The sequence below is a fragment of the Poseidonocella sedimentorum genome (assembly GCF_900116005.1).
Taxonomy (GTDB): domain Bacteria; phylum Pseudomonadota; class Alphaproteobacteria; order Rhodobacterales; family Rhodobacteraceae; genus Poseidonocella; species Poseidonocella sedimentorum.
The window spans coordinates 362,923-375,449 of sequence record NZ_FOYI01000001.1; the positions used below are offsets into that span (position 1 = coordinate 362,923).

Sequence of the window (12,527 nt, forward strand, 5' to 3'; positions counted from 1 at the left end):
TATCCCAAGGTTGCAACCTGCTGCTATTGCGGCACGCGCGCGGCGCTGGTGCTGGACGGCACGCTGCGCCACGAGCTTGCCTGCTCGGCTTGCGGCGCGCCGCTGCATGACCTCAAACGCCTGCCGAGCGCGGATGCGGGGCGAAACGCGGGCGCGCCCGCACCACGGCCAGAGCCCGTCAAGCGCAGCGGCCGCGGGGGCAAGAAGAAAAAGAAGGCCAAGGCGCGGAAACGCTCGCTGTTTCAGTCGGCGCTGCGCGAGGCGTTCGATGTGCTCGAAGATATTTTCGACTGAGGGGGAACCTTCATGATGCGTTCACGTTTATCTTACACGCTCTTTAAAGCGTTGCTGACGCGCTTAAGTCAGTATCGAACGCGGAATTTGGAACTTCCCGCGTTTCATTTCACTGTCCCTCGTTCCACACTTGCGCCCAGGCTCTCGTCTGGGCGCTTTTTTTCGTCTGCCAGAAGGGAGTGCTGACATGAGTTTGATCAACACCGACGACGGGCTGCGCGAGGTGCTTGCGCGTACGCAGATCATCGCGATGGTCGGCGCGTCGATGAACCCCGCGCGTGCGAGCCACGGGGTGGGCCAATTCCTCACCCGCTGCGGCTATCGCGTGATCCCGGTGAACCCCGGCCACGCGGGCGAGACGCTCTTTGGCGAGACGGTGCGCGCAAGCCTTGCGGAGATCGACGTGCCGGTCGACATGGTTGATATCTTCCGCCGGTCCGAGGCGGTCTTGCCGGTGGTCGAAGAGGCGCTGGCGCAGCTCCCCATGCTCAGGACAGTCTGGATGCAGCTCGGTGTGATCAACGAAGACGCCGCGCAGCGCGCCATCGACAAGAGCGTGGACGTGGTCATGGACCGCTGCCCGAAGATCGAGTTGCCACGGCTGTTGCCCGAGCGGATGCCGGGCCGGAGCTGAGGAGGGTCAGCCTTTCGGGCGCGCCGCCTTCTCCGCGAGCCCCGATTGCGCCTCGCGCCGGGCGAGTTCGGCCTCGACATCCTCAAGCGAAATGCCCCGCGCGCGCAGCATGACGAGCAGGTGGTAGAGCACATCGGCGGCCTCGCCGATCAGCGCGCCGCGATCGCCACGTACCGCTTCGATGATCGCCTCTATGGCTTCTTCCCCGAATTTCTCGGCGCATTTCTCCGGGCCCTTGGCCAGAAGCTTCGCGGTCCAGCTCTCGTCGGGATCGCCCCCGGCGCGGGCCGCGACGGTTTGCGAGAGGGTGTGCAGCGTGGTCATCAGAGCCTCACGGGGATGCCCGCGGCGGCCATGTGTTCCTTGGCCTCGCGGATGGTGTGATCGCCGAAGTGAAAGATCGACGCAGCAAGGACGGCCGACGCATGGCCCTCGGTCACGCCTTCGACGAGGTGGTCGAGCGTGCCGACGCCGCCCGAGGCGATGACCGGGATCGATACCGCATCGGCAATGGTGCGGGTCATGTCGAGGTTGAAGCCCGCGCGCGTGCCGTCGCGGTCCATCGAGGTGAGCAGGATTTCCCCCGCGCCCTTGGATGAGATCAGCTTGGCAAAGTCGACCGCGTCGATCCCGGTGGATTTGCGGCCCCCGTGGGTGAAGATCTCCCAGCGACCGGGCGCAACGGTCTTGGCGTCGATGGCGCAGACGATGCATTGGCTGCCGAACTTGTCGGCGGCGCGGGCGATCACGTCCGGATCGGCCACGGCGGCGGAGTTGAAGCTCACCTTGTCGGCGCCCGCGAGCAGCAGGTTGCGCACGTCCTCGGTCGTCCGGACGCCGCCGCCGATGGTCAGCGGCATGAAGCACTGCTCGGCGGTGCGGGTGGCGAGATCATACATCGTGCCGCGGTTTTCGTGGGTCGCCTTGATGTCGAGAAAGCAGAGCTCGTCGGCGCCGGCGGCGTCATAGGCGCGGGCCTGTTCGACCGGGTCGCCCGCGTCGATCAGGTCAACGAAATTGACGCCCTTGACCGTGCGGCCTTCGGCGACGTCGAGACAGGGGATGATGCGGGTTTTCAGCATGGGGCAGAGGTACACCGGGTTTGGCGCGGCGGCAAGCCGGGGGGCTTTGGGGGGCGCTGCCCCCGTCCGCCTTTGGCGGCCTCCCCCGGAGTATTTTCAAAGAGAAGAAGCGCGCAGGGTTTTGAGGGCTTCAGCGAGATCTATGGCGCCGTCGTAGAGGGCGCGGCCGGAGATGGCGCCGTTGAGCGCCGCGCCGCAGTCACGCAGGGCGATGAGGTCGGCGAGCGAGGAGACGCCGCCGGAGGCGATCACCGGGATGGAGACGGCGCGGGCGAGCGCGGCGGTGGCCTCGATATTGGGGCCCTGCATGGCGCCGTCGCGGTTGATGTCGGTGTAGATGATGGCAGCGACGCCGGCGTCTTCGAAGGATTTGGCGAGGTCGGTGACCATCACGTCGGTCTCGTGGGCCCAGCCCTTGGTCGCGACACGGCCGTTGCGGGCGTCGATCCCCACCGCGACCTTGCCGGGGAAGGCGCGGGCGGCTTCGCGGACGAGGGCGGGGTTTTCGACGGCGACCGTGCCGAGGATGACGCGGGCGAGGCCCTTGTCGAGCCAGGTCTCGATGGTGGCCATGTCGCGGATGCCGCCGCCGAGTTGGGCGGGGACGCGTGTTTCCTTCAGGATCGTCTCGACGGGGGCCGCGTTGACGGGCGTGCCGGCGAAGGCGCCGTTGAGGTCCACGAGGTGGAGCCATTCGCAGCCGGCCTCGACGAAGGCTTTGGCCTGGGCGGCGGGGTCGTCGTTGAAGACGGTGGCTTGCGACATCTCGCCCTTGTAGAGGCGCACGGCCTGACCGTCCTTGAGGTCGATGGCGGGGTAGAGGATCATGGCTGTCTCCTGAGGCTCGGGCTCCTTTGGCATGGGGGCGCGGCGAATGCAACGCGACCCGACGTCAGGCTTGATCCGGGCTCGGAGCCTCGCGCAGAGTTTCGGTGGTAATCCAGGGAGGAGACCGATGAAATCCATGATTTACGCGCTGGCGTTGGGGTTGGCGGGGGCGGCGTCCGCGGACCCGATCGAAGGCATCTGGCAGACCCAGGTCGACGACGGGGCCTATGCCTATGTCACGATGGCGCCCTGTGGCGCGGCCTTTTGCGGGACGCTGAGCCGCACGTTCAACACCGATGGCGAGTACAAATCGCCCAACCTTGGCAAGCTTCTGGTGCGGGACATGACCGCGACGGGGGGCGGCAAGTATGAGGGCAAGGTCTGGCGGCCGTCGAATGACAAGGTTTACATGGGCAAGATGGAGCTTGCGGGCGACCGGCTCAAGATGAAGGGCTGCGTGGCTGGCGGGCTGCTCTGTTCGAGCCAGACCTGGGCGCGGATCAAGTAGGCCTCAGGGCGCCCAGTTCAGAAAATTCGCGATGAGTTTCAGGCCGGTGGCCTGGCTCTTTTCGGGGTGGAACTGGGTGCCGATCATTGTGTCGCGGCCGACGATCGCGGTGATCGCGCCGCCGTAATCGGCATGGGCCAGAAGGTGGGCCGGGGCGGCCACCTGCATGTGGTAGGAGTGGACGAAATAGGCGTGGTCGCCGGTTTTGATGCCCGCGAGAACGGCGTGCGGCTGGTCGATCACCAGATCGTTCCAGCCCATGTGCGGGACCTTGAGCGCCGCATCGGAGGGCGCGATTTTCACCACCTCTCCGCCAATCCAGTCGAAGCCGGGCGTTTCGCGGTATTCGAGGCCGCGGGTGGCCATCATCTGCATGCCGATGCAGATCCCGAAGAAGGGGCGCCCGCCGGTGACGACGGCCTCCTCGATCGCCTCGAAGACGCCGCGATGATCGAAGAGCGCGTCGCGGCAGGCCGGGAAGGCGCCGTCGCCGGGCAGCACGACGCGAGAGGCGCGGCGGATCGTGTCCGGGTCCGAGGTGATCTCGACCTCGCCTGCGCCGGTCTCGCGCGCAACGCGCTGAAAGGCCTTGGCTGCGGAGTGCAGGTTGCCGCTTTCATAGTCGACGATGACGGTGCTCATCTCAGAGCGCGCCCTTGGTCGAGGGGATCGCATCGGCTTTGCGCGGATCGGTCTCCACCGCGTCGCGCAGGGCGCGGGCGACGGCTTTGAAGGCGGCTTCGGCGATGTGGTGACTGTTGAGCCCGTGCAGCTGATCGACGTGCAGGGTTATGCCGCCGTGGGTGCTGAGCGCCTGAAAGAACTCGCGCACGAGTTCGCAGTCGAACGTGCCGATCTTCTGGGTCGGCAGGGCGACGTTCCACACGAGGTAGGGCCGGCCGGAAAGATCCAGCGCGGCGCGTACCAGCGCGTCATCCATTGGCAGTAGGCAGGCGCCGTAGCGGCGGATGCCGCGCTTGTCGCCGAGCGCCTCGGTCAGGGCCTGGCCGAGCGCGATGCCGGTGTCCTCGACGGTGTGGTGGTCATCGATGTGCAGATCGCCCTCGGCGCGGATGGTCATGTCGATCAGCGCGTGGCGCGAGAGCTGGTCGAGCATGTGGTCGAAAAACCCGACGCCGGTCTGGTTGTCATAGGTGCCGGAGCCGTCGAGGTTGATCTCGACCGTGATGTTCGTCTCGGCGGTTTGACGGGCGATCCTGGCGTGGCGCATCGGGCGATCCTCAAGAGTTTCGGGGCCTTATAGGCCGTGACCCGAGGCGCGCCAAGAGGGGCCGGGGCCGAAACCGCGGCCTCCGTGGCGCGATTGCCCGGCCCGGCGGTTATTGCGCGGCGACGGGGTCGGGCGCAAGCCGGCCGGCGAAGAGCGCGGCGAGGGCGAGCATGAGCGCGGCCGTGGCAAGGCAGAGGGGCAGGCCCCCGATCTGGTAGGTCGCGCCGGAAAGCACCGTGCCGACGAGGCGGCCGGTGGCATTGGCCATGTAGTAGAACCCCACGTCCATGGTCACGCGCTCGTCCCGGGTGAAGGCGAGGATGAGGTAGGAATGCAGCGCTGAGTTGACCGCGAAGAGCGCGCCGAAGAGCAGGAGCCCGGCGACGATGGTCAGCGTGAGCCAGGGCGCGGGGGCGCCCGCGAGCCAGATCAGCAGGGCGAGCGCGCCGGGCACGAGGGTGAGCGCTGCGGCCCATCCGCGGGCGGCGGCGACGATCTCGGCCTCGGGGCGGGCGGCGGCGTTGAGCAGCTTCGGGGCCGCGGCCTGCACGGCGCCGTATAGGATGATCCACAGGGCCATGAAGCTGCCGATGGTAAAGAACGCCGCGCGATTGCCCGCCTCGGAGCCATCCGACAGGACCGCGTAGAAGTAGATCGGGATGCCCACGACGAACCACACATCGCGCGCACCGAAGAGGAACACGCGCGCCGCCGAGAGCATGTTCACATTGCGCGATTTGGAGAAGACCTCGCGGAATTTGGCCTCCTTGCGCCCGGCGGGCAGGCCCGAGGGCATGCGCCAGACGATCACGGCGAGGATCACGGCGAGCACCGCTGCCATCGCAAGGACGGACGGAACAAACCCCACGGTGCCCAGCAGCACGGCGCCGAGCAGGAAGCCGAACCCCTTGACCGCGTTCTTGGACCCGGTCAGCAGCGCGACCCAGCGGAAAAGCCCGCCCTTTTCCTTGGGCGCAAGCAGTTTGACGGCCGATTTGGAAGACATCTTGGCCAGATCCTTGGCCACGCCCGAGGCGCCCTGCACGCACATGACGAAAGCCACCGAAACGGCGACGGTCCAGCTTGGGTCGAGCTGGGCGAGGGCGAGGAGCGCGAGGATCTGAAGCCCGAGCCCGGCGTAGAGCGTGCTCGTGAGGCCGAAGCGCGCGGCGATCCAGCCCGCCGAGAGATTGGTGACGACGCCCGCGATTTCGTAGAGCACGAAGAGGTAGGCGAGCTGCACCGGCGAGAAGCCGAGCGTGTGGAAATGCAGCAGGACGAGCATGCGCAGCGCGCCGTCGGTCAGCATGAAGGCCCAGTAGGCCGCGGTCACGGCGACATAGGCGGCAAGCCCGACCGGTCTGCTCACAGCGAGTCCCCCACCAAGGCCGCGACATCGACGAGGCGGTGCGCATAGCCCCATTCATTGTCGTACCAGGCGTAGATCTTGGCCTGGGTGCCGTTGATCACCATGGTCGAAGGGGCGTCGATGATCGCTGAGCGCGGATCATTGGTGTAATCGGCCGAGACGAGGGGGCGCTCCTCATAGCCGAGGATGCCATTGAGCTCGCCCTCCGCGGCGGATTTGAAGAGCGCGTTGAGCTCTTCCGGTGTGGTCGCGCGCTCCAGCTCGAAGACGCAATCGGTCAGCGAGGCGTTGAGCAGGGGGACGCGGACGGCGTGCCCGTTCAGCCGGCCCTTGAGCTCGGGGTAGATCAGGGTGATCGCGGTTGCCGATCCGGTCGAGGTCGGGATCAGGGAGTTGAGCGCGGAGCGCGCGCGGCGCAGGTCCTTGGCCGGGCGATCGACGATGGTCTGCGTGTTGGTCACGTCGTGAATTGTCGTTATGGAGCCGTGCTTTATCCCGATGGCTTCATGCACCACCTTCACAACCGGGGCGAGACAGTTGGTCGTGCAGCTCGCAGCCGTGACAATGCTATGTTTATCAGGGTCATAGGCGCCGTTGTTCACTCCGTAGACGATGTTGGCCGTCGGACCGTCCTTGACCGGCGCGGAGACCACGACCTTCCGCACCCCGGCGTTGAAATAGGGCGCGAGACTGGCTTCGGTCTTGAACACCCCGGTGCAGTCGATGACCACATCGACCCCCTCAAGCGGGAGCTTCGCGGGATCGCGTTGGCTGAAGACAGGCATGCGCTGGCCGTCGATGGTGATGCTCTCCGCATCATGAGAAAAATCCGCGTTCCACCGGCCATGAACCGTATCGAATTCCAGCAGATGCGCCTGCATCGCCGGATCGCCCACCGCGTCGTTGATCCACACGGGCACGATCCCCCGCGCGAGCAGCGGTTTGAGGGCAAGCTTGCCCATGCGGCCGAGGCCATTCAAAGCGTAGGTGGTCATGCCGGGGTTCCGTCCAGAGCTATATCGTCGATGCGGGCTTGCAGGCTGATCCGGTCGAGCCCCTCGAAGGGCAGGGCGGTGAACGCCTGAATGCGGTTTTTCAGAAGGCCGTAGGCTTGTTGGAAGGCGAGTCGCTTCTCGGCTTGCGTTCCCTCTACCTTGACCGGATCGGGCAGGCCCCAGTGGCCGGAAATCGGCTGGCCGGGCCAGGGCGGGCAGGTCTCGTTCGCGGCGCGGTCGCAAACGGTGAAGACGAAATCCAGCGGCGGGGCAGACTCGCCCTGAAACTCCGTTACGTTCTTGGAGCGCAGGAGCGCCGTGTCATGCCCCTTTTCCGCAAGCATCTGAACCGCCACGGGATTGAGCTCCGAATAGGGCTGGGTTCCGGCCGAATGGGCCACGAATTTCTCGCCGCCGAGATCGCGCAGCAGCGCTTCGGCAAAGATCGAACGGGCGGAGTTGCCGGTGCAGATGAACAGGACGTTGTAGGGGCGGGCCGGTGTCATGGTTTTGTCTCCATGCTGCAGTAAGGGAGGGGGGCAGAGGTCGGGTCGTCCGCGGCAACAGTCGCCCCAGAGGGCCTGAATCATCGCCGCGCTACGGGTCATGTCGGGGCGATAGAGCAGCGATGTGCCCTCGCGGCGCTGCTCGATCAGCCCCGCCTGGCGCAGGGCGCCGAGGTAGACCGAGAGGGTCGAGGGCTTCAGCTCCAGCGCCCGTGCGATCTCGCCCGCGGGGACGGCCTGGGGATAGCGGCGCATCAGCAGGCGAAACACCGCGAGGCGGTTCGGGTTGCCGAGAGTTTCGAGGAGGGGGGCGATCTCTAATTCCATAATTCATGAATATAGGAAATAGATGAGTCTGCAATCATTTTTTACTGGCATTTGCCGCTCGTTTCGGGGCGAGCCGTGGAGGTGTCGCCTAGAATTTGAGCATTCGATTGTTTTGGAGGCCATGGCCGTGGCGACAGGCTTTACATTTTGCGCTGCCGCTGCTGCTTGAGATCTATGCCTGATACGCTGTCCATCATCGTTGTTGAAGCAGACCGAGACCGCGCGCTCTCGATCGTGGACAGCCTGCGCAGCGCGGGCGCTTACGACATACACGTCATTGCCGAACCCACTGGTTTGGCACGACAAATTCAGGCACGCGCGCCTGACGTGGTGCTTATTGATATCGAGAATCCCTCGCGCGACACGCTGGAGGAGCTGGCGGTTGCCTCCGGCCCGATGGACCGGCCGGTCGCGATGTTCGTGGACCGCTCGGACGAGGGGCTGTCCTCGGCGGCGATCGAGGCGGGCGTTTCGGCCTATGTGGTCGACGGGATGAAGCCCAACCGGCTCAAACCGGTGCTCGACGCGGCGATCACGCGGTTTCACATGTTCCAGCGGATGCGCACCGAGCTGGCCGAAACCAAACGGGCGCTGGAGGAGCGCAAGGTCATCGACCGGGCCAAGGGGATGCTCATGCGCGCCCGCGGGATCGGCGAGGATGAAGCCTATGCGCTTTTGCGCAAGACGGCGATGGATCAGGGCCGGCGCGTGGCGGATGTGGCCCAGGCGCTGGTGACGGCGGCGGGGCTCTTGTCATGAAGGCGTCGGGGCTCAAGGTCGGCTATCTGCCACTGGTGGATTGCGCGCCGTTGGTGATCGCGCAGGAGATGGGCTTCGCGGCCGAAGAAGGGATCGCGCTCGATCTGCGCCGCGCGCCGTCCTGGTCCTCGGTGCGCGACATGTTGAGTTTCGGGCAGGTGGACGCGGCGCAGATGCTCTCGCCCGTGCCGATCGCGACGGCGCTCGGGCTGGGGGGCGCGGGGGCGCCGCTCTCGGCGGTCTCGGTCTTGTCGGTCAATGGCGATGTGATCGGCGTGAGCCGTGAGCTGGAACGCCGGTTGCGGGACAACGGGCATGATTTTGCCTTCAACGATGCCCGCGCGGCGGGGCTCGCGCTCATCGCCGCGGCGGGCGAGACGCTGCGGATCGGGGTGCCGTTTCCCTTCTCGATGCATGCTGAGCTTGTCTATTATTGGCTGACGGCGCTTGGCCGCCCGGCGCCGCAGAGCGTCGAGATCCGCACCGTTCCGCCGCCGCTCATGGCCAACGCGATGGAGCATGGCGAGATCGACGCCTTCTGTGTGGGCGAGCCCTGGGGGTCTCAGGCCGTGGAGAACGGCGTCGGCGCGCTGCTTATCCCCGGGCGGGCGATCTGGGCCTTTGCGCCGGAAAAGGTCGTCGCGGTGCGGTCCGATTGGGCCGAGCGGGAAAGCGCGATGCTGGGCCGGCTCATTCGCGCGTTGCGCCGGGCGGCGCGCTGGATCGCCGATCCCGACAGCCACTCTCTCGCCGCCGAGCTTCTGGCGCGCCCCGAATACCTCGACCTTTCGCCCGACCTCCTGGGCCGCGCGCTCGACGGGCGGATGGTGATCTCGCCCTCGGGCGAAGAGCGCCACGTGCCCGGCTTCATCGAATTCTATCGCGGCGGGGCGACGTTCCCCTGGCGCAGCCAGGCGGAGTGGATCGGGATGCAGCTCGCCGCGCGCCTTGGGCTTGACCGCGAAGCCTCGGCCCGTGCCGCCCGAAGCGCCTTTCGGTCGGACCTGCACCGCGCCGCACTGCGCCAATACGGCGCGGATCTGCCCTCTGCGTCCTCCAAGGCCGAGGGCGCGGTGCGCCAGCCGATGGAGGTCGGCGCGGAAGCGGGGCGGCTGATTCTGGAGCCGGACATGTTCTTCGATGGCCGCATTTTTGAGCCAATGCCCGAGTGACGCCGCTTTGGCGCAGAAATTTTGGGCGCATCGGGGCGCGGCGTGGGAAAATTGACCTCAATGCTACAAAACCTGTTGCCCGGCGCGCCGCCCGCCACGGATAAGGGAGGTGTAGCGGGCAGCGTGGCCCGCCCGACACATACCTTCCCTGTGACAGGGAACGCTGAGCAACGTCGCTCGACCAACTGCCCTCCTCCGGCGGTTTCGGTCAGCGGCGTTTTTTTATTGCCCGGCGTTCTGCGCTCCGGGTGCGATGACAGGAAGTGACAGACCCATGAAACACCTTCTCCTCGGTCTTGCAGCCACCACGGCCCTCGCGAGCCCCGGATTTGCCGAGATGCTCGAGCTTGAGAAAGACGAGCTGACCTTTGGATTCATCAAACTGACCGACATGGCGCCGCTCGCGGTGGCCTATGAGCAGGGCTATTTCCTCGATGAGGGGCTCTTCGTGACGCTGGAGGCGCAGGCGAACTGGAAGGTGCTGCTCGACGGTGTGATCGACGGGCAACTCGACGGGGCGCATATGCTCGCCGGCCAGCCGCTCGCCGCGACGATCGGCTTCGGCACCGAGGCGCATATCATCACGCCCTTCTCGATGGACCTCAACGGCAACGGCATCACCGTCTCCAACGAGATCTGGGAGCAGATGAAGCCGAATATCCCGACCATGGAGGACGGCCGCCCGCAGCACCCGATCTCTGCCGAGGCGCTGGCGCCGGTGGTCGAAAAGTACAAGTCCGAAGGCAAGCCCTTCAACATGGGCATGGTTTTCCCGGTCTCCACCCACAACTACGAGCTGCGCTACTGGCTCGCGGCGGGCGGGCTGCATCCGGGCTATTACTCCACCGAGAACATCACCGGCCAGATCGGCGCGGATGTGCTGCTCTCGGTGACGCCGCCGCCGCAGATGCCGGCCACGCTCGAAGCGGGCACGATATATGGCTACTGCGTGGGCGAGCCGTGGAACCAGCAGGCGGTGTTCAAGGGCATCGGCGTGCCGGTCATCACCGACTATGAGCTGTGGAAGAACAACCCCGAGAAGGTCTTCGGCATCACCGCCGAATTCGCCGAGCAGTATCCCAACACCACCAAAGCCGTGACCAAGGCGCTCATCCGCGCGGCGATCTGGCTGGACGAGAACGACAACGCCAACCGCCCCGAAGCGGTGGAGATCCTCAGCCGCTCGGAATACGTGGGCGCGGACTACGACGTGATTGCCAACTCGATGACCGGCACGTTCGAATACGAGAAGGGCGATACCCGCGAGGTGCCGGACTTCAACGTGTTCTTCCGCTACAACGCGACCTACCCGTTCTACTCCGACGCGGTCTGGTACCTCACGCAGATGCGCCGCTGGGGCCAGATCACCGAGCCCAAGCCCGACAGCTGGTACGATGAGGTGGCCAAGTCGGTCTACCGGCCGGACATCTATCTTGGCGCCGCGCGCATGCTGGTGGACGAAGGGCTGGCCGATGAGGCGGATTTCCCCTGGGACAGCGACGGCTACAAGGCGGCGACCCCGGCGGAGGATATCATCGATGGCATCCCTTACGACGGCCGCACACCCAACGCCTATCTCGACAGCCTGCCGATCGGGCTGAAGGGCGAGCAGATCGTCGTTGGTACGGACGTTCAGGGCTGAGCCCGTCACCAAGCCGGGATGGCGGAGCCGGCGCTCGCTCCTGACGGAGCATCGCCCCGCCCGCCATCCCCTGCCAAGAGGGAAACACCACGATGACGACCGTAGACCCGAATTTCTCGCAGAGCGCGGCGCGCGAAGCCCGCAAGGCGCGTCTCTTCACCCGCATCAATGCGGCGGACAAGTGGTTTCAGGTCCTTGGCCTGAGCTGGATCACGCCGGTGCTCAAGGCAGCGGCGGGGGACAATCCCAAGGCCCAGACCAAGGAAATCTGGCGCCTGCTCGGGGTGCCGCTTATGGCGATCTGCGCGTTTTTGCTGATGTGGGGTACGCTGGCGCCCAAGGTGCAGACCTCGCTCGGGGCGGTTCCCGGGCCGGGGCAGGTCTGGACCGAGGTGGTCAATCTGCATGAGGATGCGCAGAACAAGGCCGAGAAGCGCGCCAAGTTCGAGACGATGGTCGAGACGCGCAACGAGAGGCTGATCGCGGCGGGCCGCGCGGATGAGGTCAAATCCGTGGCCTACACCGGCGCGCCGTCTTACTACGATCAGATCTGGACCTCGATCAAGACGGTCTTCTTCGGCTTCATTGTCGCCACTGCGGTTGCCGTCCCGCTCGGGATTGCCGCCGGGCTTTCGCCCACCGCCAATGCCGCGCTGAACCCGCTGATCCAGATCTTCAAGCCGGTCTCGCCGCTGGCCTGGTTGCCGATCGTGACCATGATCGTCTCGGCGGTTTATGCCACCAATGACGGGCTCTTTGCCAAGTCCTTCCTGATTTCGGCCATCACCGTGACGCTCTGCTCGCTCTGGCCCACGCTGATCAACACGGCGCTCGGGGTGGCCTCGATCGACAAGGATCTGATCAACGTCTCCAAGGTGCTCAAGATGAACACCTACACCAAGATCACCAAGCTGGTGCTGCCCTCGGCGCTCCCGCTCATCTTCACCGGGCTGCGGCTGTCGCTCGGGGTTGGCTGGATGGTGCTCATCGCGGCTGAGATGCTTGCGCAGAACCCCGGGCTCGGCAAGTTCGTCTGGGATGAGTTTCAGAACGGCTCCAGCCAGTCGCTCGCCAAGATCATGGTCGCGGTGCTGACCATCGGGATTATCGGCTTTCTGCTCGATCGGGTGATGTTCGCACTGCAATCGCTCTTCACCTTTTCCAACAACCGGTGAGCGCC

General features: G+C 65.8%; 15 protein-coding genes. 7 read left to right on the forward strand and 8 right to left on the reverse strand.

The features are described 5' to 3' along the window. Positions 1–48 precede the first annotated feature (48 nt). Both BM353_RS01750 and BM353_RS01755 read left to right on the forward strand, forming a co-directional pair. A complete protein-coding gene (locus BM353_RS01750) occupies positions 49–294 on the forward strand; it encodes a hypothetical protein (RefSeq protein ID WP_245759525.1) in 246 nt (81 codons plus the stop codon). 187 nt (positions 295–481) lie between these two features. Beyond that, complete coding sequence (locus BM353_RS01755) at positions 482–928, forward strand: CoA-binding protein (RefSeq protein ID WP_092075988.1); 447 nt, start codon at positions 482–484, stop codon at positions 926–928. 6 nt (positions 929–934) lie between these two features. Here the strand turns inward: BM353_RS01755 and BM353_RS01760 are convergent, their stop codons facing one another. The 3 genes from BM353_RS01760 to hisA form a co-directional block, all read right to left on the reverse strand. Beyond that, positions 935–1,252: a phosphoribosyl-ATP diphosphatase gene (locus tag BM353_RS01760; protein ID WP_092075990.1), complete on the reverse strand. Its 318-nt coding sequence runs from the start codon at positions 1,250–1,252 to the stop codon at positions 935–937. Continuing rightward, positions 1,252–2,010: an imidazole glycerol phosphate synthase subunit HisF gene (gene hisF, locus BM353_RS01765; protein WP_092075992.1), complete on the reverse strand. Its 759-nt coding sequence runs from the start codon at positions 2,008–2,010 to the stop codon at positions 1,252–1,254. Before hisF ends, BM353_RS01760 begins: the two co-directional genes overlap by 1 nt. A gap of 96 nt (positions 2,011–2,106) precedes the next feature. Further along, on the reverse strand, positions 2,107–2,838 hold the full coding sequence (gene hisA / locus BM353_RS01770) for a 1-(5-phosphoribosyl)-5-[(5-phosphoribosylamino)methylideneamino]imidazole-4-carboxamide isomerase (protein ID WP_092075994.1): 732 nt from the start codon (positions 2,836–2,838) through the stop codon (positions 2,107–2,109). Between the two features lie 127 nt (positions 2,839–2,965). On the opposite strand from hisA, the gene BM353_RS01775 reads away from it, so the two are divergent. Further along, positions 2,966–3,346 (forward strand): DUF2147 domain-containing protein, encoded by a 381-nt coding sequence (locus BM353_RS01775; RefSeq protein ID WP_092075996.1) that lies wholly within the window; start codon positions 2,966–2,968, stop codon positions 3,344–3,346. Positions 3,347–3,349: 3 nt separating this feature from the next. Here the strand turns inward: BM353_RS01775 and hisH are convergent, their stop codons facing one another. The 5 genes from hisH to BM353_RS01800 form a co-directional block, all read right to left on the reverse strand. Next, positions 3,350–3,988, reverse strand: coding sequence for an imidazole glycerol phosphate synthase subunit HisH (gene hisH, locus BM353_RS01780; protein WP_092075998.1), 639 nt, complete (start codon positions 3,986–3,988; stop codon positions 3,350–3,352). Between the two features lies 1 nt (position 3,989). Continuing rightward, on the reverse strand, positions 3,990–4,577 hold the full coding sequence (gene hisB, locus BM353_RS01785) for an imidazoleglycerol-phosphate dehydratase HisB (protein WP_092076000.1): 588 nt from the start codon (positions 4,575–4,577) through the stop codon (positions 3,990–3,992). A gap of 109 nt (positions 4,578–4,686) precedes the next feature. After that, entirely contained in the window at positions 4,687–6,000 is a 1,314-nt protein-coding gene (gene arsJ, locus BM353_RS01790) for an organoarsenical effux MFS transporter ArsJ (RefSeq protein WP_143104074.1), read from the reverse strand. After that, a complete protein-coding gene (locus BM353_RS01795; protein WP_092076005.1) occupies positions 5,943–6,941 on the reverse strand; it encodes an ArsJ-associated glyceraldehyde-3-phosphate dehydrogenase in 999 nt (332 codons plus the stop codon). The genes arsJ and BM353_RS01795 overlap by 58 nt, the downstream gene beginning before the upstream one ends. Beyond that, a complete protein-coding gene (locus tag BM353_RS01800) occupies positions 6,938–7,774 on the reverse strand; it encodes an arsenate reductase/protein-tyrosine-phosphatase family protein (RefSeq protein ID WP_092076007.1) in 837 nt (278 codons plus the stop codon). The genes BM353_RS01795 and BM353_RS01800 overlap by 4 nt, the downstream gene beginning before the upstream one ends. A 174-nt stretch (positions 7,775–7,948) precedes the next feature. On the opposite strand from BM353_RS01800, the gene BM353_RS01805 reads away from it, so the two are divergent. From BM353_RS01805 to BM353_RS01820, 4 genes are all read left to right on the forward strand, one after another. After that, positions 7,949–8,533 carry an ANTAR domain-containing response regulator gene (locus BM353_RS01805; protein ID WP_092076009.1) on the forward strand — a complete coding sequence of 195 codons (585 nt, stop codon included), beginning with the start codon at positions 7,949–7,951 and terminating at the stop codon, positions 8,531–8,533. Continuing rightward, positions 8,530–9,705, forward strand: coding sequence for a CmpA/NrtA family ABC transporter substrate-binding protein (locus tag BM353_RS01810; protein ID WP_092076011.1), 1,176 nt, complete (start codon positions 8,530–8,532; stop codon positions 9,703–9,705). Before BM353_RS01805 ends, BM353_RS01810 begins: the two co-directional genes overlap by 4 nt. A 274-nt stretch (positions 9,706–9,979) precedes the next feature. Beyond that, positions 9,980–11,347, forward strand: coding sequence for a CmpA/NrtA family ABC transporter substrate-binding protein (locus BM353_RS01815; RefSeq protein ID WP_092076013.1), 1,368 nt, complete (start codon positions 9,980–9,982; stop codon positions 11,345–11,347). Between the two features lie 92 nt (positions 11,348–11,439). Beyond that, a complete protein-coding gene (locus tag BM353_RS01820) occupies positions 11,440–12,522 on the forward strand; it encodes an ABC transporter permease (protein WP_092076015.1) in 1,083 nt (360 codons plus the stop codon). Positions 12,523–12,527 lie beyond the last annotated feature (5 nt).

Bases quoted from the DNA above. Each gene is read 5' to 3' on its own strand.
- BM353_RS01755 (WP_092075988.1), top strand. From the start codon at position 482: ATGAGTTTGATCAACACCGACGACGGGCTGCGCGAGGTGCTTGCGCGT.
- BM353_RS01760 (WP_092075990.1), bottom strand. From the start codon at position 1,252: ATGACCACGCTGCACACCCTCTCGCAAACCGTCGCGGCCCGCGCCGGG.
- hisF (WP_092075992.1), bottom strand. From the start codon at position 2,010: ATGCTGAAAACCCGCATCATCCCCTGTCTCGACGTCGCCGAAGGCCGC.
- hisA (WP_092075994.1), bottom strand. From the start codon at position 2,838: ATGATCCTCTACCCCGCCATCGACCTCAAGGACGGTCAGGCCGTGCGC.
- BM353_RS01775 (WP_092075996.1), top strand. From the start codon at position 2,966: ATGAAATCCATGATTTACGCGCTGGCGTTGGGGTTGGCGGGGGCGGCG.
- hisH (WP_092075998.1), bottom strand. From the start codon at position 3,988: ATGAGCACCGTCATCGTCGACTATGAAAGCGGCAACCTGCACTCCGCA.
- hisB (WP_092076000.1), bottom strand. From the start codon at position 4,577: ATGCGCCACGCCAGGATCGCCCGTCAAACCGCCGAGACGAACATCACG.
- arsJ (WP_143104074.1), bottom strand. From the start codon at position 6,000: ATGGGGCTATGCGCACCGCCTCGTCGATGTCGCGGCCTTGGTGGGGGA.
- BM353_RS01795 (WP_092076005.1), bottom strand. From the start codon at position 6,941: ATGACCACCTACGCTTTGAATGGCCTCGGCCGCATGGGCAAGCTTGCC.
- BM353_RS01800 (WP_092076007.1), bottom strand. From the start codon at position 7,774: ATGGAATTAGAGATCGCCCCCCTCCTCGAAACTCTCGGCAACCCGAAC.
- BM353_RS01805 (WP_092076009.1), top strand. From the start codon at position 7,949: ATGCCTGATACGCTGTCCATCATCGTTGTTGAAGCAGACCGAGACCGC.
- BM353_RS01810 (WP_092076011.1), top strand. From the start codon at position 8,530: ATGAAGGCGTCGGGGCTCAAGGTCGGCTATCTGCCACTGGTGGATTGC.
- BM353_RS01815 (WP_092076013.1), top strand. From the start codon at position 9,980: ATGAAACACCTTCTCCTCGGTCTTGCAGCCACCACGGCCCTCGCGAGC.
- BM353_RS01820 (WP_092076015.1), top strand. From the start codon at position 11,440: ATGACGACCGTAGACCCGAATTTCTCGCAGAGCGCGGCGCGCGAAGCC.